Source organism: Plesiomonas sp. (genome assembly GCF_051650925.1).
Classification (GTDB): Bacteria; Pseudomonadota; Gammaproteobacteria; order Enterobacterales; family CAMTGL01; genus Plesiomonas.
In genome coordinates this window covers 1-2,857 of record NZ_JBOFRH010000278.1, presented here as the reverse complement: position 1 = coordinate 2,857, position 2,857 = coordinate 1, and the positions used below count along the sequence as shown (strand labels likewise).

Genomic DNA, 2,857 nt, shown 5'->3' with positions numbered 1-2,857 from the left:
ACGGCTGAGGAGCGGGCTATGTTACAAATATCCGCTGATAATTATGTTCTTTTAAAAGATGAGTATTTAGCAGAAAGACTTGAGGCGTAATCAAGCGGTTATTTATTCGATATGCACATAACCTTCATCATCAAATTGTTGTTGGTTAATGGCATGTTCAGCGCCTTCTTCTATATCCCACCGATATTGTTGAAATATCAATAATGCATTTTCAGGGCTAACCGGCGCGTTAGCCCACGCTGAGAGTGAATCTAGCCCAACGCAGCACTGAATTCGCATTCCTTGAACAATAGCAGGGAATTCAACTTGCTGTAGTTCCTTGTTCCAGACTTCTAATTCAGGAAATAAGATAGCTTGGTTCATCACTTGTTACCGCTCTGCTGCTGTAAGTATTGAATAACGGGAGTTATTTGCGGCATAACACCACGCCAGTACATAAATGCATGGGCAGCTTGCGCAACTAACATGCCTAAACCATCTGCATATTGTCGAGCACCTTGTGCTTTCGCCCATATGAGGAAAGGTGTCAGCGTTGGCGCATAGAACATGTCATAACAGGCCGTTTTCTCACTGATAAGTTCTGAAGCGAGTGGAGGAGTATCCCCTTTCAGACCGCTAGCAGTTGCATTGATGATGAGATCAAATTCATTGCGATTTAAGTCGTGGTAATGGGCGGCATGTACGTGTTGAAAGCCGGCCTGCTGACAGAGCTGTTGCAGTGCTTGTGCTCGGCTGTAAGTGCGGTTCGCAATAGTCAGACTTTGTGGGTTGTGTTCAAGTAAAGGGTGAAGCGCTCCACGCGCAGCGCCACCTGCGCCAAGCAGTAAAATACGGGCATTATGGAGTGGAAAGTGTAAGCGTTGCAGATCATCCACTAACCCTGCACCATCGGTGTTATCACCGGTGATGACTCCCTGCTCAGTTATTTTTAGTGTATTTACTGCGCCGGCAAGGGCTGCTCTAGCAGTGAGTGTCTGTGCAAATGAAAAAGCCGCTTCTTTAAAGGGAACGGTAACATTGCAGCCCTTTCCCCCCTGAAGAAAAAACTGGGTTAAATAATCATCAATATCTTCTAACGGCCCAAGCAGTGGAGAGTACTCCATCTTTTGCTGTGTTTGCTTCGCAAACTGCTGATGGATGATAGGAGACTTACTGTGGGATATCGGGTGACCTATAACAGCATAGCGATCCATAACCGTTCCTTCGCGAGCACAATACAAAAATGAAGTTCACTTTTCGCTTTAATCAGGCATAACAAGCATATTACCCTTGCCGAAATACGTTTCCGGTTAATGCATCTCGGATCTCTGAGGGGTTTTCACGCCCACCGACAACGCCTTCCATTAATAGTAGTGGTGAAGAGGCAAATTGAGCTCTAACTTGTTCAACCGTTTTACAAGGTGGTAGGCCAGATAAGTTTGCACTGGTAGAGGTGATTGGCTTACCGAATGCCTGACATAAGCGCTGCACGTCAGGGTGGGCAGAAACCCGTACGGCAATAGAGCTAAATTGGCCAGTCAGCCAAGTTGAGACCCCTTGCTTTGCCGGCATCACCCACGTAACAGGTCCAGGCCAAGTATGCTGAATATCCATTAAACGGTCAGGTGTTAATTGGGTTTCATCTATATAAGGTTTCAGTTGCTGATATTCTGCGGCAATTAAAATCAGCCCTTTTTCTACGGAACGTTGTTTTAATGCCAACAGTGCGGCAATGGCCTGTGGGTTGTCAGGGTCACAACCCACACCGAAGACAGCTTCAGTGGGATAGGCCACGACATTGCCATTCTGCAGAGCCATAACAAGTTCTGAAAGTACAGTTGTTGAGTTGACGGTCATAAGTTCACAATCATCAGTGATAAGAGTCAGTCATTATCTTTTTAACATATGACATAAAAATAGATCGCACTGTTCAGTCAGCCGTCTGTTTTTTGTCATCCCCCAAAACAACCCATGCTCCACAACATTTGCTGGCGCACTGCTGCTTTATTCCCTGTGCTGTTTTTCGTTCTTGCAATAAAGGGTAGTGGCATTGCGAACACTCCCCCTGTACGGGTTTAAAATTAATAATAAACTGACAACTTGGGTAATGATTACACCCATAAAATGTTTTGCCATAACGCGAGCGACGTTGCACTAAATGCCCTTTTAGGCACTGAGGGCAAGTAATATCCATGTCTGTTGGCGCTTCCAAAGATTGTGTGTACTCACAAGATGGATAAGCCGAACAGCTAATGAACATGCCGTATCTTCCTTGGCGCAACACCATTGTCTGCCCACATTCAGTGCATAATACGCCATCAAGACTTTTTACAATGACACTTTCACGCGCCTGTACAGGCTGCAAATAATGACATGCAGGATAAGCGCTACAACCAAGAAACAGCCCACGTTTACCTTGCTTAATTTGCAAGAGTGCACCGCATTCAGGGCAGCAATCTGCGGTATCTTTCACCGGAAACAGTGTGTCTTTACGGTTCATTTAGTGCTGTAACCCCTCATTGGCATCGAAAAGAAGTTCTTCCATCTTTTCATATGCACTTTCATGTCCGGGAACATTAAACAACACCATCAGGATAACCCACTTTACATCTTCCAAATCCAGTTCGTCTGACTCGATCTCCATGACTCTATCAATCACCATTTCTCGAGTGTCTGAATCGAGCACTTGAATTTGTTCAAGAAACAGTAAAAAACCCCTACACGTTAACGAGATCTTATTCTCTTCTTCTTGTGTATAAATGCGCACGGTATTAGGTGCAGGGGCCAGTAAATAAGGCTTGATATCACTTTCTTGCAGTTCAGCCAGTTTTTCCAACCAGATAAGTGCTTTATTTATATCATCCTGATGAAATCCCGC

The 2,857-nt window shown here is 44.9% G+C and carries 5 protein-coding genes; all 5 read right to left on the bottom strand.

Annotated elements, in window-relative coordinates; all coding sequences use genetic code 11:
* Positions 1-102: 102 nt before the first annotated feature.
* A complete protein-coding gene (locus ACRC27_RS06725; protein WP_438623207.1) occupies positions 103-363 on the bottom strand; it encodes a DUF1488 domain-containing protein in 261 nt (86 codons plus the stop codon).
* Entirely contained in the window at positions 363-1,193 is an 831-nt protein-coding gene (aroE, locus tag ACRC27_RS06720) for a shikimate dehydrogenase (RefSeq protein WP_438639479.1), read from the bottom strand. Before aroE ends, ACRC27_RS06725 begins: the two co-directional genes overlap by 1 nt.
* A gap of 70 nt (positions 1,194-1,263) precedes the next feature.
* Positions 1,264-1,836 carry a Sua5/YciO/YrdC/YwlC family protein gene (locus ACRC27_RS06715; RefSeq protein WP_438630933.1) on the bottom strand — a complete coding sequence of 191 codons (573 nt, stop codon included), beginning with the start codon at positions 1,834-1,836 and terminating at the stop codon, positions 1,264-1,266.
* Positions 1,837-1,909: 73 nt separating this feature from the next.
* Positions 1,910-2,479, bottom strand: coding sequence for a topoisomerase DNA-binding C4 zinc finger domain-containing protein (locus ACRC27_RS06710; protein ID WP_438623204.1), 570 nt, complete (start codon positions 2,477-2,479; stop codon positions 1,910-1,912).
* The coding region (locus tag ACRC27_RS06705; protein ID WP_438639478.1) for a DUF494 family protein at positions 2,480-2,857 on the bottom strand (378 nt) is incomplete at its 5' end.

Coding starts and splice junctions, on each gene's coding strand:
- ACRC27_RS06725 (WP_438623207.1), bottom strand. CDS start 363: ATGAACCAAGCTATCTTATTTCCTGAATTAGAAGTCTGGAACAAGGAA.
- ACRC27_RS06710 (WP_438623204.1), bottom strand. CDS start 2,479: ATGAACCGTAAAGACACACTGTTTCCGGTGAAAGATACCGCAGATTGC.
- aroE (WP_438639479.1), bottom strand. CDS start 1,193: ATGGATCGCTATGCTGTTATAGGTCACCCGATATCCCACAGTAAGTCT.
- ACRC27_RS06715 (WP_438630933.1), bottom strand. CDS start 1,836: ATGACCGTCAACTCAACAACTGTACTTTCAGAACTTGTTATGGCTCTG.